Origin of the sequence: Pseudomonas sp. GM50 (assembly GCF_000282375.1) — a bacterium.
Taxonomy (GTDB): Bacteria; Pseudomonadota; Gammaproteobacteria; order Pseudomonadales; family Pseudomonadaceae; genus Aquipseudomonas.
The window spans coordinates 1-16,300 of sequence record NZ_AKJK01000045.1 but is presented as its reverse complement, the minus strand read 5'-3'; the positions used below and the strand labels follow the sequence as shown (position 1 = coordinate 16,300).

Below are 16,300 nucleotides of genomic sequence, written 5' to 3'. Positions count from 1 at the left end.
GATCAAAGGATCGCAGCCTTCGGCAGCGCCCGCCAAGGCGCGTAGGAGCTGCCGCAGGCTGCGATCTTTTGATCTTTCCTTTGATCTTTACCCCCATCCGGCAATCAACGACAGAATCGGCTGTGAAAGGCCTCCGTTCAGCGCACTTGAGCTGTCTGAACAGGGACTTACGACACCCGTGCCGTCCAGGCAATTGGCATTCTGACGGTCCATTTCAAGCACTTGCGATCAAGAGCCTGGAACGGACTGCACCCCGACGACTGATTAGACCCAGTCGAAAACAACAACAAATACGGCTGCGGTGAATACCGCATCGACTCTCTGCCCCTGTCAAAAAGTGTGGTGCGGCGCAGGCGCCAAGCCGCGATAAATCCAAATAATCCGGGACTCTAGAAGATGAACATCAAATGGCTGACCTTACCGGCATTGGCTTTGCTGTGCTGCTCCACCGGAGCCAGCGCCAAGGAATGGAAAGAGTTGCGATTCGGCGTCAACCCCAGTTACCCGCCTTTTGAATCCACCACCGCCGATGGCGGCGTGCAGGGGTTTGGCGTGGACCTGGGCAATGCAATCTGCGCCGAGCTGAAGTTGAAATGCGTGTGGGTCAGCAATGACTTCGACGGGCTGATCCCGGCCCTGAAGGCGGGCAAGTTCGACGCCATCGAATCCTCGATGACTGTCACCGACGCGCGCAAAAAACAGATCGACTTCACCGATCGTCTGTATGCCGGGCCGACCGCCATCGTCACCCGCAAGGATTCCGGCTTGTTGCCCACCGCCGAATCGCTGCGGGGCAAAACCATCGGTTACATGCAGGGCACGATTCAGGAAACCTATGCCAAGGCCAAACTGGGGCCAGGCGGGGTGAAACTGCGCGCTTATCAGAATCAGGATCAGGTCTACGCCGACCTGGTTTTCGGGCGTCTTGATGCGTCGATCCAGGACAAGCTGCAAGCGCAGATGAGCTTTCTGACGTCGCCGCAAGGGGTGGACTTCCAGAACAGCGAAGGCATCAGCGACCCATTGGTGCCGTCGGAAATCGCCATCGGCATCCGCAAGGACAACGAAGAGCTCAAAGGCATGCTCAATGCCGCCATCAAGGCCCTGCATGAAAAGGGCATCTACGCACAGATCCAGCAGAAGCACTTCGGCGATCTGGACCTCTACAACAACTGATCCTCGCGCCCAAAGCGCTGCGTCCTGGTAACAGGCGCAGCGCTTGCAAGCGAGTGCCTCAAGACAGGTGACTGGCGTGAATTCCTTCCTGAATCTGATCGGGGTCGATCTTTCGGCCCTGCAAGGCTATGGCCCTTTGTTGCTGCATGGCACCTGGGTCACCCTCAAATTGTCGGCGCTGTCGCTGCTGGTCAGCATGGCGCTGGGGTTGCTCGGCGCGGCGGCCAAGCTGTCGCCGCTGAAACTGTTGAACCTGCCCGCCACCTTCTACACGACGCTGATTCGTGGTGTGCCGGACCTGGTGTTGATGCTGTTGATTTTCTACAGCCTGCAAGGCTGGCTGAGCAGCCTGACCGAAGCCATGGGCTGGCCTTACATGGAGATCGATCCGTTTGTGGCGGGCGTCGTCACCCTCGGTTTCATCTACGGCGCGTATTTCACCGAGACCTTTCGCGGGGCGATCCTGAGTGTGCCGCGTGGCCAGCAGGAAGCCGCCGCCAGCTTCGGTCTGAACCGCTGGCAGCGTTTTCGCTTCGTGGTGTTCCCGCAAATGATGCGCTTCGCCTTGCCGAGCCTGGGCAACAACTGGCTGGTGCTGCTCAAGGCCACGGCGCTGGTGTCGATCATCGGTTTGTCGGACCTGGTAAAGGTCGCGCAAGAGGCCGGTAAAAGCACCTTCAACATGCTCGATTTTCTGCTGCTGGCGGGGGCGCTGTACTTGCTGATCACCAGCGCGTCGAACTACGTACTGCGAGTGCTTGAACGGCGTTACAACCAGGGCGTACGGGGGATGGCGCGATGATCGAGTTGATTGCCGAATACTGGAAACCCTTTCTGTTCAGCGACGGTTACAGCCTCACCGGATTGGCGATGACCTTGTGGCTATTGGTGGCGAGCATTGTGATGGGGTTCTTCCTGTCGCTGCCATTGGCGATTATGCGCACTTCGCGCTGGGGCCTGCTGCGTTGGCCGGTTCAGCTGTTTACCTATGTGTTTCGTGGCACGCCGCTGTATATCCAGTTGCTGATTTGCTACAGCGGGATCTACGGCATCGCCGTGGTTCGCTCGCAACCGCTGCTCGAAGCGTTCTTTCGCGACGCGATGAATTGCACCTTGCTGGCGTTCACGCTCAACACCTGCGCCTACACCGTGGAAATCTTCGCCGGGGCGATCCGCAGCATTCCCTACGGTGAGATCGAGGCGGCCCATGCCTATGGCTTGAGCGGTTGGCGTCTGTACTTGCGGCTGATCCTGCCTTCGGCGTTGCGCCGGGCGCTGCCGTATTACAGCAACGAAGTGATCCTGATGTTGCATGCCACGTCGGTGGCGTTCACCGCGACCATTCCCGACATTCTCAAAGTCGCCCGGGACGCCAATGCCGCGACTTTCATGACTTTTCAGGCCTTCGGCATCGCCGGCCTGCTGTACCTCGCGCTGTCGTTCGGGCTGGTCGGCGCGTTCCGTCTGGCGGAGAAGCGCTGGTTGAGCTTCCTTGGACCGGCGCACTAATTCCTCTTTTCATCCAGGGCAGCGTCGCAGCAGGCGCTGCTGCAGGAGACTTATGCATGTACAAACTCACGGTTGAAAATCTGTACAAACGTTTTGGTGACAATGAAGTGCTTAAAGGCGTCTCGTTGAACGCACGGGCCGGCGATGTGGTGAGCATGATCGGTGCCAGCGGTTCGGGTAAAAGCACCATGCTGCGCTGCATCAACTTTCTGGAGCGGGCGGACGAGGGGGCCATTGTGCTGGACGGTGAGCGCGTCATCACTCGCCCGGGCGCGGGTGGCATGCGAGTCGCCAACCCGGCACAGTTGCAGCGCTTGCGCACACGCCTGGCGATGGTGTTCCAGCATTTCAATCTGTGGAGCCATCTGACCGTCCTGGAAAACATCATACTGGCGCCGTGTCGGGTGTTGGGTGTCAGTCGCAAGGCCGCCGAAGAGAGCGCGCGGGCGTATCTGGACAAGGTCGGTTTGCCGCAACGGGTGGCCGATCAATACCCGGCGTTTCTGTCCGGCGGGCAGCAACAGAGGGTCGCGATTGCCCGGGCGTTGGCCGTGGAACCGGAGATTCTGTTGTTCGACGAGCCGACCTCGGCGCTCGATCCGGAGCTGGTGGGCGAGGTGCTGAAGGTGATTCAGGCGCTGGCTGAAGAAGGCCGGACCATGTTGATGGTGACCCACGAAATGGGCTTTGCCCGGCAAGTCTCCAGCCAAGTGTTGTTCTTGCATCAGGGGCGGGTCGAGGAGCAAGGTGATGCGAGCATCCTCGACCAGCCAAAGAGTGAACGTTTACAGCAATTCCTATCGGGTCGTTTGAAGTGAGGCAAGACGTACATGGCGGATATCCGCGATCTGTCGATTGTGCTTGATCGTATCGATCAGGCCATTATCGAAGTGCTGCGCCACGAAGGGCGCATCACTTATCAAAAGCTTTCCGAGCGCGTGCACCTTACGCCCAGGCCGTGCCTGGAGCGGGTGCGCAAGCTCGAACAGCTCGGGGTTATCCGTGGCTACGGGGCCATTCTCGATGAAAAAAAACTGACGCCGGGCCTGTCGCTGCTGGTGTTGGTCGCGCTGTCGAACCAAAGCGGGCGGGCGGCGCAAAAGGCCTTTGAGGCCAAGGTTCGTGGTTGTCCGCAGGTGCTGGAATGCCGCTTGATCAGCGGCGCATTCGACTACAGTTTGCGCATGCGTTGCCGGGACATGGAGCATTATCGGGTGCTGACTGAAGTCTGGTTCGACGACCCGGAATTGCACATCGACAAATTGGTCAGCCATCCGGAACTGGCGATGGTCAAGACCACGATGGAATAGGCGGCACCCGCAAGATCAAGGTAAAGGTCAAGGTCAAAAGATCGCAGCCTTCGGCAGCTCCTGCGTGGACCGTGTTCACTCAAATTTTTGGGTATGAACACCGCTCCCGTAGGAGCTGCCGAAGGCTGCGATCTTTTGCTTTTCACCCCTCGCCGAATCGGCTGAACGATCCCGGATTTTCAGCCATTTCCATCACCCGCCAAGCCCTTATCAACCGGGTTTTTTCATCGCCGAAACAGACAATGAGCACCTCTCAACCCTCATTGAATCTGTGCCCATGCAAACCACCAATACCGTTTTGATGATTCGCCCGACACGTTTCTCGTTCAATCAGGACACGGCGGCGAACAACCGTTTCCAGCGCCCGGCCGATGTGTCCGAGGACGTCCAGCTCAAGGCCTTGCAAGAGTTCGATGGCTACGTCGCCGCGCTGCGCAGCCATGGCGTCGAAGTCCTGGTGCATAACGACCTCGAAGCCCCGCATACCCCCGATTCGATCTTCCCCAACAACTGGTGGAGCAGCCACCCCGACGGCAGGTTGGTGCTGTACCCGATGCAAGGCCACAACCGCCGTCTGGAGCGCGACAAAGGCGTGCTCGACTGGTTGCGGGACGAATACCGCGTCGAGCAGTTGCTGGACCTTTCCAGCCTCGAACAGCAGGAAGTGTTCCTTGAAGGCACCGGCAGCATGGTGCTGGATCGACAGCAGCGGATTTGTTACGCCGGCTATTCCACCCGCACCCACGCTCGGGCGCTGGATCAACTGGTCGACCATTTGGGTTACGAGCTGTGTGCCTTCAATGCGGTGGACCGTCAGGGCGTGGCGATTTATCACACCAACGTGATGATGAGTGTCGGCACGCGGCTGGCGATTGCCTGCCTGGCCTCCGTCACTCACCCAGCTGAACGCCTGGCCCTGCGCACGCGGCTTGAAGACAGCGGCAAGAAGGTCATTGCCCTGGACTGGGCGCAGCTGGAATCGTTCGCCGGCAACATGCTGGAAGTCCACAACGCTGCGGGCGAACCCGTGCTGGTGATGTCGCGCACCGCCTGGCAATCGCTGGATGCCGATCAGCGTCGTTTGATCGAAGCCCACACCACGCCGCTGCCGGTGAACATCGACACCATCGAACGCATCGGCGGCGGCAGCGCTCGCTGCATGTTGGCCGAAGTTTTCCTATCTAAACGTCAATCAGAACGTCAGCCAAAAGCGGCCCAGGAGCAAGTGCGATGATCGTCCGTCCTGCAACACCGGCAGATTTGCCGGCACTGTTAGCCCTGGCCCATAGCGCCGGAACCGGTTTGACCACCTTGCCGGCCGATGCGGCGCGTTTGACCCAGCGTCTGGAATGGGCGGCAAAAACCTTTGCAGGCGAGGCCGAGCGTGGCGATGCCGACTACCTGTTTGTGCTGGAGAACGACCAGCAAGAAGCAGTCGGTATTTGCGCGTTGGCAGGCGCCGTCGGTTTGCGTGAGCCTTGGTACAACTATCGACTGGGCCTGTTTGTCGCGGCGTCGAAAAACCTCGGGATCAATCAGCAACTGCCGACGTTGTTCCTCGGCAATGACATGACCGGCCACTCGGAACTGTGTTCGCTGTTTTTGCATGCCGATCACCGCAGCGGTCTGAATGGCCGCTTGTTGTCGAAGGCACGCTTCCTGTTTCTGGCGGAATTTCGTCAGCACTTCGGTGACAAGGTGATCGCGGAGATGCGCGGTTATTCGGATGAAGAGGGTGTATCACCGTTCTGGGAAGGTCTGGGACGGCACTTCTTCAAGATGAATTTCGCTGACGCCGACTACCTCACGGGCCTTGGCAACAAAACCTTCATCGCCGAACTGATGCCCAAGTTTCCGCTGCCGACCTGCCTGTTGCCCGAGGCAGCGCGAGCGGTTATCGGTCGCGTGCACCCCAACACCGAACCGGCACTGGGCATGCTCAAGGCAGAAGGGTTCGAGCATCGGGATTACATCGATATCTTTGACGGCGGGCCGCTGATCGAATGCGCCACTGGCGACATCCGCGCGGTGCGTGACAGTCAGGTGTTGCAACTGAGCATTGGTACGCCAGGAGAGCAGGCGGCGACGTACCTGATTCACAACCGCCAGTTTGCCGAATGCCGGATTACCGCTGCTCCTGCACGAGTCGCAGCGGGGACATTGATTGTCGATGCGCAGACGGCGAAAACCTTGGGCTTGAGTGCCGGGTCGTCGGTGCGCGCGGTGAGCCTGGCGGTGCCGGCGCGGCAGCAGTCTGCGGCCTGAGCTGTTGTTGAGTCTGCGATGAACCTGTGGCGAGGGAGCTTGCTCCCGTTCGACTGCGCAGCAGTCGCAGACTCTCCAACGGGGGGCAAGCACCCTCGCCACAAAGCCTGCTGCTGTCGTTCATACCCGTCAGGCGCCAGCGGTCAGCTCTTCACCGCGAAATTGCGCTTGCAGCGTCTGGGCGCAAAAAAGCAGCGCCTGTTTCCCGTCATCGTGAGCCGCCGGGTAATTGATAAAACCGTGGAGCATGCCCGGGTACTCTTTGTGTAGAACCGACACGCCGGCCTCTTTTAGCTGAATCGCATAGGCTCGGCCGTCATCCCGCAACACATCAAACTCAGAGGTGATGATCAACGCTGGTGGCAAACCATGCAGGCATTTGCTACGCAGCGGGGAAAGCCCTGGATCGGCGCGGGACGTACCTGACGGAACATAGTGTTTGATGTACCACTCAAGCATTTCTGCGGTCAGCCCGAATCCTTCTGCGAATTCTTTGTGGGAAGGATTTTGGGCCAGGCAATCGAGCAAGGGATAAAGCAGCAGTTGGAACATGATCTGCGGCTTACCTTGGTCACTGGCCCATTGACAAATGATCGCCGCCAGCCCACCACCCGAACCGCCGCCGGCCACTGCGATTCGCGAAGGATCCAGCCTAAGGCTCTGGCCCCGCTCGACGACCCAGTCCGTGGCCGCACAGCAATCCTGCACCGCGGCAGGGAACACATGTTCCGGAGGCCGGGCGTAGTCAACCGCCACCACCGCGCAGCTTGCCCATTCACACATCAGCCGACAAAAGCCGTCGTGGGTGTCAAGATCGCCCGTCACCCAACCGCCGCCATGGAAAAACATCAACACAGCAAAGGGGCCTTGGCCGGGTGGGGTGTAGAGGCGTAGCGGCAACGGTCGGCCATGGCTCTCGATCGACAGTTCGCGAACGTTGGTCACCAGCAACTCGCGTAAGGCTGTCCTGGCGCTTTCTACGGTCAGGAGTGTTTTAGTCATTGTCGGACTCCTTGCCCGCATAGGCCTGAATTTCGATCTCAATCACATATTCAGGGAGTATCAGTTTCCCGACTTCCAGGAGCATTGTCGTCGGTGGATGGCCTTCGAAAAACTCCTTGTGCGCCTTGGCTATTTTCGGCCATAGATCCATGTCGGTGGTGTACATACGTGTTGCGGTAATACGGGTGCGGTCCACACCCAGTTGCTTGATAGACGCTTCAATGATTTCAAGGCAGCGCAGAGTCTGGGCATATGCATCACCCGGCTTGAAGGGCTTGCCCTGATCATCGAAGGCCACCGTACCGCCCATCAAAATCGTATCTCCAGCCTTCAAAGCCCTGCAGTAGCAGGCTTGGGATTCCCACGGTGCTGCGGAAAAAACACGTTGAAATTCCATTGTTCAAACTCCTTTGCCCAGATCAATGGGCAGTGCTTTCAGTCCACGAAATTGCAGGTTGTTGGTACGCCAGATCGCGGGTTTGTCTGCAATAAGGCGCAGGCCGGGAAATCGCTTGAACAACGAAGTAAAAACAATTTCGGCTTCAAGCCTGAACAATGCCGTACCCATGCAGAAATGCTCACCCCGTCCAAATGCAAGATGATCGTTGTTGGTGCGGCGGATATTGAAGCTGTCAGGACTGGTGAATTTCGCGGGATCACGATTGGCGGAAGCGCGCATCAGGTACACCAGGTCACCTTTTTTCATCGTGACGCTGTCGATGTCGACATCCTCATTGAGCACCCGATGACTGAATGAGCCGGCTGGATCGAAACGCAGCATCTCTTCGACAGCAGGTTTAACAAGGTTCAGGTCTGACTTGAGGGCTTTGAGTTGTTCGGGATGTTCAAGCAAGTGCAACAACCCGATACAGAGCTGGTCAGCACTGGTGTTGTAGCCTGCGACCAGGATAAAGACGATCTGCGCCAGTACCTCATCATCGCTTGAAGCACTGTCCTGGCTGGTCTCAAGCACCCGAGTGACCAGATCGTCCGCAGGCTGCTTTCGCCGTTGTTCGATGATGTCGGCGAAGTACGCGTACATTTCCTCAACGCCGTTTAGCGCTTGCTCAGGCCCATAGTCGGGGTCAAGGCTGCTGCCCAGAAAGATCAGAGTGTCACTCGTCCAGCTTCGGAGTTTCAGCGCCTCCTCACTTGCAATGCCATAGAGTTTGGCCAGGATCAGCGCCGGAATGCGATTGAACAGGTTGGCCATCAAATCGGTCTGCGGTTCGAGCCGGGAGATCTCCTGATCGGTGATGTCTTGAATGCTTTGGCGCAATGAGTCGATGGAGCGGGGCGTGAAGGCTTTGCCCAGCAGGTTGCGACTGGCCTTGTGTGGGGCTCCGTCCTGGGAATACATCCATTCGGACGCGAGTTTGACGAACGTTGCCAGTTGCCCGCGCTTTTCCGCGGGCACCCGAGCGTCGACCAGTTGTTGCATGCGGTTTGAGGAGTAACGTTTGACGTCTCCCTGAGCGGCGAACACGTCGCTATATCGGGTCAGAAACCAGGCCTTGAAGCAATCACACCAGTACACCGGATGATGATCGCGCAGGTAGGCGTAGGCGGGGTAGGGGTCACGAACCGTGTCGCGATTCGAGAAATCGAGCAGCGATTGAATATCCATGGTCATTGCTCCTCGTACAGCGCTGACGTGAATCGGTCGATGTAATCCGCACCGTCAATGGGCGCACTGACCAGCTCGGGCGGCGGCTCCAATAGTCCGTTCAACAGGGCCAGTTGTGATTCGGTGGCATGACGGCTCAAGTCGCCGCTGTCGGCGGGCAGCCCCCATTCATTCAATTGAGGGGCAAACACCTGTACAAGGTCCAGGAGTGTTTGCGGCGACACGAGCTGATTGCACTCGGCCTGGATGATAATCAGATCCAGCGCGCGGGCGTAGGTCAGCGCTACTGCCTGGCGATGGGAGACTTCACCCGGATCGCAACACTGTTCGACAATGTGCTTTTCAATATGCTGGGCGATGTTACTGATGGGCCTGGACGCAAACCGCGGCCGACTCACGGCATCCCTGGCCACCTGATAGGCCATGACGCTGTTGTCGCCCGCGAACGTAACGCTGATCTCGTAATCCATGCGCAGCGTGACGATCTGGTTGTAATGATGAAAACCCTGGGAACCGCAGATTTCCCTGCACATGTACATAACGTCGAGGCCTATCCAGGTGCCGACACTTTTGGCAATGGCCGCGATAATGTGCAGTTCTGTGCGCTTGTCCGATTGATCCCACAATGCCTCGAAGTGCAACAGGGCTGCCTGTTCCAGAAGCAGCAGGGCCAGCACCTTGAGTTGCTCGATATACAGCCGTTGTCGAATCAGTGGTTTGGCCAGTAGTGATTCGCTGATCGCGCCATTTTTGACCAGACGATGGCAGACGAAGCGATAAGCCAGATAGGTGCAAAGACCTGCACCACCACGAGCTGCTGCCAGTAGAAACAGACGCTCTTGAATAAACGTCTCCATGGCGCAAGTCACGCGCTGATTTCTGGGGACGTCACTGCTAAACAGACCTTCCTCGGTGAACCTTGCGTGTCGTTGCATCAAGGCGTCCGGCGGCAATTTCATCTCGCAGAAACGGATACCGGCCACTTGATTGGCATGGATCCCGCCCTTGGGGTCGCACGCCATGACCTTGACGCCGGGCAAGAGCGGACCGTTTTCCTCGTTGCGGATCTGTACCCGAAACCAGTGAAGCCCTTCGTCCACACCATCGACGATCAAACGCGCCAGCACCATGACCACCTGCGCTGCGTACAACGCATTGCCGATCCAGAACTTGCAGGCTGCCGGGATGGGCGTGTGCAGGGTCAGGCATTGATTCGAACGATCATAGGTGACGATCGTTTGCAGGTTACGCACATCGGAGCCACTGGCGATCTCGGTGCAGCCAAAGGCATACACCGCGCCCATTTCGATGACTTCCTGACGGTAGCGCGCGACTTGCAGCGCATCGCCCTGAGCAAACAACGCGTTGCCGGCAATCATGTGGTCGACGATGGAAGAGAGCAGCGCATAGTCATAAGCGCCGACAATCCCCGCGCGCTCATACATCTGTCGGAAGTCCGACTGGCGGAGTTGGCCCAGCCACATGTCATTGGTGACAAGGCCATCGCGCACTATCATGCGCATACGTTCGATGGTCAGGTCCATATAGTCGCGCAACGGCAGATGGTGGCGCTTTCTGGCGTCGAACAGGGGGGTGCTCAGCAATTGCAGCAGTGAGTCGCTCATGAAACATTCCTCTCGTAGATTTCGAAAAAAACAGTTTCGAAACCACCAGAGTCAGAGAGCTGGCGGGGCAGAGCACGCGCGAACGCCTTGCAATAGGCGCCATTTTTCTTGCGGACGGCAGGTTACGCGAAGCAATCGCGGTGTTTTACAAGGAGGTGCGGTTCTGTCAAAGCGTAAAGCCAGCATCGCCACCCAACAATGTTGAGTGTTTCTCCATAGCCAGACTTCCTGTGTCATCGCTACTGGACATTACGGCGAGCCAGACTTCGTAGTGAAAGGCAGACAACTCTGTGCGGTACCCGCTTGACTCTAGCCGCAGATGCTCAACTGGCAAGCGGACGACTCGACCATTGGTCGCCGTGTCGGGCTATGCGCGGCGAGACAGGACCTCGCCGATACTGCGCCGCTTGGCATGCAACTCGCTGGCATGGATCAGTTGTTCGAGGTCTTCGGGGGTGACGTCGTAGAACGCCTCCATCTCGGCGAGGGCCAGTTTCAGATCCGCGGCGGTGATCGCCTGGCTGTCGGGGGCGGGCATCATCGGCGCTGGTTCAGCGGGACGTTTTGGGTAACGAATACGCGTCAGATTGTTGTACGCCAGTGCGCTAAGCAACATCGTCGAGCCACTGAGCATCACCGGGCCGAGGGCTTTCCACTCCAGGGCGATGGTCGCCGGGTCTGCCACCACCATAAGCAACGCCAAGGCACCGGCCGGTGGGTGCAAGCAACGCAACCAACACATCAGAATCAGCGCCATGCCCGCCGCGAGGCACGCGCTGCCGAGGGTGCGTCCGAGTACGTGAGCGACCAGCAGCGAGACCACTCCCGCACAGAGGTAACCGCCAAGAATCGACCACGGCTGGGCAAGCGCGCCCGAGGACACGGCGAACAACAGCACCGCCGAGGCGCCCAGCGGCCCGATCAGATGCAGCGCCACGTCCATGCCGAACACTTGGCCGCAAAGCCAGACGCTCAACATCGTCCCCAGGGCCATGCCGATGGCGGCGCGGCTCCATTCTGAAGGACGGGTATTGATGGCGGCAGGTAACCAACGAGCAAACATGAGGCAAACGGTCCGTATAAAAATCGAGGCAAAAAAAAGGCTTAGCTGGGATACCCAGAAAGCCCTTGAAGTAGTTCCAACTATTGGGGGAGGAACGCCGCACAGTGTGCCGATCAATCCTGATGCTGACAAATTCATATTAATGCAGCTTCAGTGCATTATTTTTGCAGTATCGCTACCCGCCGACCGCTCATGAAACACAGGAAACCGCCCATCGCCGTCAATGCACTCAGGGCATAGAACATGGTGGGTGCGGGCGTATGCATCAGCAGGTAGCCACAGATCACCGGGCTGAGCGCGCCGCCGAGGGCCGCGAGGTTCTGCGCGCCGTAGTAGCTGCCGCGCAGCTCTTCCGGGGCCAGGGTGTCGACGAAGAGGAATTCGGCCGGGTAAATGATCATTTCGCCGAGGGTGAAAATGAACATCGCCACGCACCAGCTCACCAGGCTGTCAGCCAGGCTGAAACCGATCAACCCGAGGATGAACAGGCTGGTGCCGCCAGCAATCCAGTAGCGCAGTTGTTCGCGTTTGAGGAACCGTCCGATCTGATATTGCAGCAGGATCACGCTGATGGCGTTGCAGGCGAGCAGGGCAGCCATGGTTTCCAGGGCACGTTTGGTGTCTTGGGTGACCAGCAGGTATTGCGACAGGTACAGGGTGAAACGACCGTGCACCACGGTGCTGAGCAGGCAGCCGCAGGTGAACATGATCAGCGTGCGGTCGTTCTTCAGGGTGATCAGGGTTTTGAGGAAACTCTGGGGCTGGCCGATGGCGGGTGTCTGGGCCGGGTCTTTGGGAATCCCGCTCATCAGGAAAATACTGAAGAACGCGATGCCGCCAGCGATCAGGAATGGAGCTGTTGGCTGCACCCCGGCGATTACCACGCCGAGCATCGGGCCGGTGGCGTAGCCGATGTTGGTCAGCGTGTAGCGCAGCGAAAAGGCCTTGGCGCGCTGGCCCACAGGCAGGTTTTCGCTGAGGATTGCCTTGGACCCGATCAGGAACAGCGCCGAGGCGGTTTCGGTGATCACCAGGGTGGCGGTGGTCAGGTAGAGGTTTTCGGCGAAGGTCAGCAGCACGAAACCGATGGCGCTGGAGAGCATGGCGAGGATCAGCAGCCGGCGTTTTTCGAGGCGGTCGATGATGTAGCCGCCGTAAAGGGCGAGCAGGGTGGCGATAAACACCGCGATGCCGAGCAGCAGGCCGACGTCCTGTTGGTTGAGGCCGAGTTTGTTGCTCAAGAACAGGGTGAGCAACGGGCTGGTAATGGCGCGGCTGACGACGATGGTCAGCGAAACGATCATCAAGCGGCGAATAACGAGGGAGTAAGTGGCCACGGTGGGGCAAATGTCCTTATTTTAGATTTTAGCGAGGTGTCGCCGCCAATCGCGAGCAGGCTCGCTCCCACAGGGGCACGTATTTCAAATGTGGGAGCGAGCCTGCTCGCGATGAGGCCTGTGAAGGCAGCGCAATATTCAAGTCAGCCACCGGTCAAGCGCCCGAACCGATTCCAGTTCTTCCAGCCGCCACAACTGCTCAAGCAAGCCTTTCGCCTGCTCCTGCGGCATCACCCGCCCCGCCAGACTGAAGAATTTCTCCTCCAGCGCCTCATCACTCAGCGGATTCCCCGGCGCGCCCAACGGCACCTCAACGCACAAACTCGCCTGCCGACCGTCCACGGTCTGCAGGCTGACAACTGGCTCGCCATCCTCCGACAGTAGCGGGTCGACTTCAAGGCGAATACGCGACATCCAGTGAGCAATCCGCGGGTGGTGGCGCTGTTCGTCGTCGTAGGCTTCCAGCCGGCAATGCCCATGGACCAATCGAGCCGCGAGGGCATAACACAAGCTCATCTGCGCCGCCGGCAGGGTGTTTATGTCCTGACCGCCACACATGTCCTTGAGGAATCCGCACAACGAAACCTGAACGCTCTCGACCTGATCCACGCTGACCTGCAATTGATCCAGCAACAGGCCCAATGCATCGATCGCCGAATGCGTCCCCCGGCATGCCGCGTAGGGTTTGATCGAGCAGCGGGCAAGTTTCCACACGTGGCCCAGTTCGGCATCCAGCGCCTCGGGCACGGCGGTATCCGCCGCGAGGGTCTTGAGAAAACCGCCCCAGACATCATCGAACAGTTTTGTCGGCCCGGTGATGCCTTGTTGCGCAAACCGCGCCGCCAGCAATCCACCTTCGGCGGCCCGACCGCTGTGGAGTTTTTTGCTTTGCGAGCCGTCATGAATGAACGCCCAAAGACCGCCGCTGAAGCTGCCGGCAATGCCCAGCGCCGCCAGGGTTTGCTGTGTATCCAGACCCAGAATCCGTGCACTGGCCGCAGCCGCACCAAAGACCCCACACGTCGCGGTGGAGTGCCAACCGGCGCCGTTGTGGGCCGAATAACTGCCGCAGGCTTCAAGCACCCGGCGGCCGATTTCGTAGCCGATCACCACGGCGGTGATCAATTCGCGGCCGTTTACTGACGCTTCAGAAACCGATAGCTCCGACATCGAGAGCGCTGCCATCACCGCCGGCAGCACCACCGCGCCGGAATGGTCGCAGCCGCCGGTGTCGTCGAGCTCCAGGGCATGCGCGGCGATACCATTGAGCATGGCGGCCTGCGCCGCGCCGACCCGCTGACCGGCGCCCCAGACCAACGTGCTGCCGGCTTCACCCTCGAAAACCTGACGCGCCTGCTTCGCCACATCGCTGCCAGCCCCGGCCAAGGTCACGCCGAAGGTGTCGAGGATGTGTCGCCTGGCTTGCCCGACCAACGCGGGAGGTAAATCTTCGAAGCGAGTATCCACACAAAACTGCGCCAACCGCTCCATCCGCATCACCCCATCGTAGGCGCTGCCGAAGGCTGCGATCTCTTGATCTTTCATACGCCGTAATCCCGATAATGACGTTCGTACACGGCCGCCGGATGATCCTCGGCCACGAGCGCTGCCGATTCAGCCCACCATTGAGCGACTTCGGCACCGGTGGCGATCCATACGTCGTCGTGTTGTTGAATGCTTTGCAGCAATTCGCGCAACACGCCGATCCGCCCGGGCGTGGCGATGATTTCCGGGTGCAGCCGCAGCACGTAACACAGCCCGAACCGGTGAAACCCGGCGAAGTCCATTTGCAGGTTGCCCAGGGTGTGGCTGTAAGAGGCGATCCGCGATTGCGCGGGCGGCACCGCCGGGCTGAGGTTGAAGGCGAAGTAGGGTTCGTCTTCCAGTTCGTAGTGCAACGGCAGCTCGATCACTTCGGGTGCTGTCGGGTGAGCGAAGGGCAAATCATCGCCGCGCCATGACGAGTCCCAGCGGATGCCATGCTCCCTTAACGCCTCGATGAAACCCGGCGCACCGTTGCCGGCCGGGATACGAAAGCCTGTCGGACGCTGACCGGTCAGCGCGCTCAAGGCCGCGCAACCTTTGGCGATCTCGGCGCTTTGCTCGGCCAGCGTCAGGTGGTCGTAGTTCTGATGGCGATACCCGGCGCAGGCAATCTCATGCCCGCCGGCCAGGATCGCCTGGATGTGCTGCGGGTTTTCCTCGGCGACGATGCCGGGGATGCACCAACTGCTGGAAACCCCCAGCTCTTCGAAAAGCCTGAGCAATCGCTCGACACCGCGTTGGGTGCCGTAGCGCCACACCGACAAAGTCTTGTCGCGACCGGCGACTTCTGGCGCCTGGGTGAGGATGCCGTGGATGTCGTTGTAATCGACGGTCAGCACCACGGCGCAGCGGTAGCCGTTGGGCCAAACGATGGAATCAACCATGGTGATGCTCCTTCAGCCACCAGTGGGCGACGTCGCGGCAGGTGGCGAACCAGACGTCGTCGCGCTGGCGCATGTGTTCGAAGAGTTTTTCCAGAAGCAGGATGCGCCCCGGTTTGCCGGTGATCTTGGGGTGGAACAGGGTGGTCAGGCACAACCCTTCATCCATGGCGCCGTCGAATTCGCGGCACCAGTTATCGAGGGTCAGCGCGTAGCTGGCGGTGCGGTCCAGTCCCGAAGGAAAGTCCGGCGCACGGGTGTAGGCGAGGGAGGCGTAGTCGTCCATTTCCCAGCGGCCGGGGATTTCCACCAGCGGCGTATCGAAGCCCGGCACGTTGACCAGGTACGGCCGGTCATCGCCGCGCATGCTGCTGGAATAGGTCACGCCGGCTTCCACCAGCATGGCCGGCGTTTCGGCTCGCCAGTCGCCGGACGGTGTGCGAAAACCTTCGGCGCGGATGTGCAGATGCTTCCAGAATATCTCACGGGATTTGTTCATCACGTCCTTCTGCTGATCCAGCGTCAGGGCGTAAAAGGATTCGTGTTTGTAGCCGTGGTACGCCACCTCATGCCCGCGCTCGACGATTGCCTGGCACTGTTTCGGCCAGTTCTCCACGACCCAGGCCGGGACGAAGAATGTCGTCGGGATCCGGAATTCATCCAGCAAATCGAGAATCCGCGGCAGCGCCCGATAGGGGCCATAACCACCGAAACCGAAATACTCGGGCTTGCGCCAGATCGAGCCATTGAGCATGGCATCGCCGGTCGGGCCATCGAGATCGAAGGCCAGAGCGAGACAGGCTGTGTGCTGATCGGGCCAGGTGGGCTGGGGTGAGGAGGACATTTGGTGCTCCAACTATTTAAAAGTAAACACCGAACCCTGTAGGAGCGAAGCTTGCTCGCGAAGAGGCCGGTACATTCAACATCTTTGTCACCTGACAGATCGCCTTCGCGGGCAAG

The 16,300-nt window shown here is 59.3% G+C and carries 16 protein-coding genes; 7 read left to right on the top strand and 9 right to left on the bottom strand.

The window, feature by feature from the left end:
• Nucleotides 1-396 precede the first annotated feature (396 nt).
• The 7 genes from PMI30_RS19060 to astA all read left to right on the top strand — a co-directional run bounded on the left by PMI30_RS19060 (nucleotide 397) and on the right by astA (nucleotide 6,260).
• Nucleotides 397-1,176: a transporter substrate-binding domain-containing protein gene (locus PMI30_RS19060; RefSeq protein WP_008008588.1), complete on the top strand. Its 780-nt coding sequence runs from the start codon at nucleotides 397-399 to the stop codon at nucleotides 1,174-1,176.
• Nucleotides 1,177-1,252: 76 nt separating this feature from the next.
• Nucleotides 1,253-1,978, top strand: a complete 726-nt coding sequence (locus PMI30_RS19065) for an ABC transporter permease (RefSeq protein ID WP_008008586.1) — start codon at nucleotides 1,253-1,255, stop codon at nucleotides 1,976-1,978.
• On the top strand, nucleotides 1,975-2,685 hold the full coding sequence (locus PMI30_RS19070) for an ABC transporter permease (protein ID WP_008008584.1): 711 nt from the start codon (nucleotides 1,975-1,977) through the stop codon (nucleotides 2,683-2,685). The genes PMI30_RS19065 and PMI30_RS19070 overlap by 4 nt, the downstream gene beginning before the upstream one ends.
• 56 nt (nucleotides 2,686-2,741) lie before the next feature.
• Nucleotides 2,742-3,503 (top strand): ABC transporter ATP-binding protein, encoded by a 762-nt coding sequence (locus tag PMI30_RS19075; RefSeq protein WP_008008583.1) that lies wholly within the window; start codon nucleotides 2,742-2,744, stop codon nucleotides 3,501-3,503.
• 12 nt (nucleotides 3,504-3,515) lie between these two features.
• Nucleotides 3,516-3,995 (top strand): Lrp/AsnC family transcriptional regulator, encoded by a 480-nt coding sequence (locus tag PMI30_RS19080; protein ID WP_007900194.1) that lies wholly within the window; start codon nucleotides 3,516-3,518, stop codon nucleotides 3,993-3,995.
• Between the two features lie 277 nt (nucleotides 3,996-4,272).
• Nucleotides 4,273-5,229: a citrulline utilization hydrolase CtlX gene (gene ctlX / locus PMI30_RS19085; RefSeq protein WP_008008581.1), complete on the top strand. Its 957-nt coding sequence runs from the start codon at nucleotides 4,273-4,275 to the stop codon at nucleotides 5,227-5,229.
• Nucleotides 5,226-6,260 carry an arginine N-succinyltransferase gene (gene astA, locus PMI30_RS19090; RefSeq protein WP_008008579.1) on the top strand — a complete coding sequence of 345 codons (1,035 nt, stop codon included), beginning with the start codon at nucleotides 5,226-5,228 and terminating at the stop codon, nucleotides 6,258-6,260. Before ctlX ends, astA begins: the two co-directional genes overlap by 4 nt.
• A gap of 129 nt (nucleotides 6,261-6,389) precedes the next feature.
• On the opposite strand, the gene PMI30_RS19095 is transcribed toward astA, so the two are convergent.
• The 9 genes from PMI30_RS19095 to PMI30_RS19135 form a co-directional block, all read right to left on the bottom strand.
• Nucleotides 6,390-7,262: an alpha/beta hydrolase gene (locus PMI30_RS19095; protein ID WP_008008578.1), complete on the bottom strand. Its 873-nt coding sequence runs from the start codon at nucleotides 7,260-7,262 to the stop codon at nucleotides 6,390-6,392.
• Entirely contained in the window at nucleotides 7,255-7,659 is a 405-nt protein-coding gene (locus PMI30_RS19100) for a RidA family protein (protein WP_008008577.1), read from the bottom strand. Before PMI30_RS19100 ends, PMI30_RS19095 begins: the two co-directional genes overlap by 8 nt.
• Before the next feature lie 3 nt (nucleotides 7,660-7,662).
• A complete protein-coding gene (locus PMI30_RS19105) occupies nucleotides 7,663-8,889 on the bottom strand; it encodes a cytochrome P450 (RefSeq protein WP_008008575.1) in 1,227 nt (408 codons plus the stop codon).
• A gap of 2 nt (nucleotides 8,890-8,891) precedes the next feature.
• Entirely contained in the window at nucleotides 8,892-10,514 is a 1,623-nt protein-coding gene (locus PMI30_RS19110) for an acyl-CoA dehydrogenase family protein (protein ID WP_008008574.1), read from the bottom strand.
• Between the two features lie 367 nt (nucleotides 10,515-10,881).
• Nucleotides 10,882-11,577, bottom strand: a complete 696-nt coding sequence (locus PMI30_RS19115; protein ID WP_008008573.1) for an HPP family protein — start codon at nucleotides 11,575-11,577, stop codon at nucleotides 10,882-10,884.
• A 158-nt stretch (nucleotides 11,578-11,735) separates the two neighbouring features.
• Entirely contained in the window at nucleotides 11,736-12,914 is a 1,179-nt protein-coding gene (locus tag PMI30_RS19120) for an MFS transporter (protein WP_008008572.1), read from the bottom strand.
• A 138-nt stretch (nucleotides 12,915-13,052) separates the two neighbouring features.
• Entirely contained in the window at nucleotides 13,053-14,459 is a 1,407-nt protein-coding gene (locus PMI30_RS19125) for an MmgE/PrpD family protein (RefSeq protein WP_008008571.1), read from the bottom strand.
• Nucleotides 14,456-15,343, bottom strand: a complete 888-nt coding sequence (locus PMI30_RS19130) for a polysaccharide deacetylase family protein (RefSeq protein ID WP_008008570.1) — start codon at nucleotides 15,341-15,343, stop codon at nucleotides 14,456-14,458. The genes PMI30_RS19125 and PMI30_RS19130 overlap by 4 nt, the downstream gene beginning before the upstream one ends.
• Complete coding sequence (locus PMI30_RS19135) at nucleotides 15,336-16,184, bottom strand: polysaccharide deacetylase family protein (RefSeq protein WP_008008569.1); 849 nt, start codon at nucleotides 16,182-16,184, stop codon at nucleotides 15,336-15,338. Before PMI30_RS19135 ends, PMI30_RS19130 begins: the two co-directional genes overlap by 8 nt.
• Between the last annotated feature and the right edge of the window lie 116 nt (nucleotides 16,185-16,300).

What these genes read in the sequence shown, in the direction of transcription:
- PMI30_RS19060 (WP_008008588.1), top strand. Translation starts at nt 397, where the DNA reads ATGAACATCAAATGGCTGACCTTACCGGCATTGGCTTTGCTGTGCTGC.
- PMI30_RS19070 (WP_008008584.1), top strand. Translation starts at nt 1,975, where the DNA reads ATGATCGAGTTGATTGCCGAATACTGGAAACCCTTTCTGTTCAGCGAC.
- PMI30_RS19075 (WP_008008583.1), top strand. Translation starts at nt 2,742, where the DNA reads ATGTACAAACTCACGGTTGAAAATCTGTACAAACGTTTTGGTGACAAT.
- PMI30_RS19080 (WP_007900194.1), top strand. Translation starts at nt 3,516, where the DNA reads ATGGCGGATATCCGCGATCTGTCGATTGTGCTTGATCGTATCGATCAG.
- ctlX (WP_008008581.1), top strand. Translation starts at nt 4,273, where the DNA reads ATGCAAACCACCAATACCGTTTTGATGATTCGCCCGACACGTTTCTCG.
- astA (WP_008008579.1), top strand. Translation starts at nt 5,226, where the DNA reads ATGATCGTCCGTCCTGCAACACCGGCAGATTTGCCGGCACTGTTAGCC.
- PMI30_RS19095 (WP_008008578.1), bottom strand. Translation starts at nt 7,262, where the DNA reads ATGACTAAAACACTCCTGACCGTAGAAAGCGCCAGGACAGCCTTACGC.
- PMI30_RS19100 (WP_008008577.1), bottom strand. Translation starts at nt 7,659, where the DNA reads ATGGAATTTCAACGTGTTTTTTCCGCAGCACCGTGGGAATCCCAAGCC.
- PMI30_RS19105 (WP_008008575.1), bottom strand. Translation starts at nt 8,889, where the DNA reads ATGGATATTCAATCGCTGCTCGATTTCTCGAATCGCGACACGGTTCGT.
- PMI30_RS19110 (WP_008008574.1), bottom strand. Translation starts at nt 10,514, where the DNA reads ATGAGCGACTCACTGCTGCAATTGCTGAGCACCCCCCTGTTCGACGCC.
- PMI30_RS19115 (WP_008008573.1), bottom strand. Translation starts at nt 11,577, where the DNA reads ATGTTTGCTCGTTGGTTACCTGCCGCCATCAATACCCGTCCTTCAGAA.
- PMI30_RS19125 (WP_008008571.1), bottom strand. Translation starts at nt 14,459, where the DNA reads ATGAAAGATCAAGAGATCGCAGCCTTCGGCAGCGCCTACGATGGGGTG.
- PMI30_RS19130 (WP_008008570.1), bottom strand. Translation starts at nt 15,343, where the DNA reads ATGGTTGATTCCATCGTTTGGCCCAACGGCTACCGCTGCGCCGTGGTG.
- PMI30_RS19135 (WP_008008569.1), bottom strand. Translation starts at nt 16,184, where the DNA reads ATGTCCTCCTCACCCCAGCCCACCTGGCCCGATCAGCACACAGCCTGT.